At 70.7% G+C, this 1,688-nt stretch carries 1 protein-coding gene and 1 pseudogene; one reads left to right on the top strand and one right to left on the bottom strand.

Annotation, left to right across the window (positions count from 1 at the left end):
* On the bottom strand, positions 1-1,351 hold a 1,351-nt coding region (locus AC1D1S_RS21025), incomplete at its 3' end, for a bifunctional 3'-5' exonuclease/DNA polymerase (protein ID WP_476995434.1).
* A gap of 134 nt (positions 1,352-1,485) precedes the next feature.
* Between AC1D1S_RS21025 and AC1D1S_RS21020 the strand changes: the two are divergent.
* Positions 1,486-1,688: pseudogene (locus AC1D1S_RS21020) on the top strand (septum site-determining protein Ssd); the annotation flags it as partial.

Here is a 1,688-nt window from a genome sequence, read left to right as displayed (position 1 = left end):
GGCCCAGGCGCGAAGTCACGGTCTTGCCGGCTTCGCCGTCGCGGGCAGCCTGCTCGACGAAGCCCACGGCGCGGGGGTAGGTGCGGGCCAGCTGGGGCATCAGCCGGCCGGACTCGCCCGTGGTCGCCCCGTAGATGGCCCCAAGGAGGGCCACCTTCGCCTTCGCCCGGTCGCCGCCGAAGCCTTGGGCGGCAATGCCGGCATAGAGGTCCTTGTCCCGGGCGGCTTCGGCCATTTTGGAATCCTGGGCCAGCGCCACGAGCACGCGCGGTTCCAGTTGCGAGGCGTCGGCAACGATCAGTTTGTGGCCGGGATCGGCGTGGACCGCGCCGCGGACCTGGCGCGGGATTTGCAGCGCCCCGCCGCCCCGCGACGCCCACCGGCCCGAGACCACGCCGCCCACCACGTACTCAGGCTGGAACCTGCCGTGCTTCACCCAGGTATCAAGCCACGCCCAGCCGTTGGCCGCGTGAAGACGGGCCAGTTTCTTGTAGGCCAGCAGCGGCACGATCACGGGGTGGCTGGATTCTTTCAGCTCCCATTGGCGGGTGGTTTTCACTTCGATGCCGTTGCGGTGCAGGGCGCGCATGAGCTCCTGCGGGGAGTCCGGGTTCAGCGCGGGCGACTTCAGCAGCAGCCTTAGTTCGGCCGTGAGCGATTCGAGTTTGGCCGGACGCTGACCGGGAGCCGGGCGGGGTCCGAGGTGTTCCGCGAGAATCTGCTCGTGGAGTTCCTCCCGCCACGGGACGCCGGTGTGCTGCATTTCGGCGGCGATCATGGCTCCGGCGGATTCCGCCGCGAGCAGCAGCTGGAGCCGTTGGCGCCGGCCGGCGTCAGGGACGATGACCGTGCCGGAGGCGGTTCCGGGCGCAGGTCCCGCCTGGCGAAGGGCCTCCTGCTGCGCGGCGTACTCAGCCCGGAGAGCCTCAAGGGATTGGCCGGGACGCTGGCCGGAGGCCGGGGCATCAAACAGGGCCCCTTGTTCCGGCGGCGGGGCAGGAGGCTGCAGCCCCCGCGGTGGCTGGTGCAGCTCGTCGTCCTGGGTCAGCTTCTCCGCCGCCTGCGCGTAGCCGGTGTGGGCGGTGAACTCCGAGTGGGCCAGGATCGAACCGCACAAGGTGAGGTCGTAGCAGCGCTCGAGTTCCACCCCGGCGCGCAGCAACGCGGGATACCAGTCCTGAGTACGGTGCCAGATCCAGCGCGGGTGCCGCTCCTCAAGTTCGCGCACAATTCCGGCGAGGGCGCCGGGCCTGACCACGCGGGGTTCCGGATCGGAGGGTTCGGGGGCGCCATCGGCCGTGAGGTGCTGCAGTGCCGCGCCGTCGGCGTGGGCAGCGAGCAGCAGATACATAGGGTCAATTCTGCCCTGCTCCGGGACGTGGTCCGTGCTCGGTCGCCGGCCGCGGTGCAGGAAAGACGCCGGAGTTGTCCACATAGCCCAYGACGGCGGTTCCGCTGCGGTCTCGGCCCGGGCACAGTGGCAGCATGAACAGGCACCAGCACCGTGGTCCAGGCTCACCGCCACCGCCGCCGCGGGCGCATGAGCCCTGGACCCCCGGGGATTCCGCGGAAATCCTGCTCGTAACCGGCGCCGATGTGCTGCGCGGCGAGGTGGAACGCATCGTCGCAGCAGCCGGGGGCCAGCTGCGGACGGTTCAGGACGTTGCCGAGGCCGCGCCGTTCTGGGA

The organism is Arthrobacter sp. P1_A5 (assembly GCF_056406825.1).
Note: the sequence above shows the minus strand (reverse complement) of the source record. Positions and strands in the feature narration are given on the sequence as shown.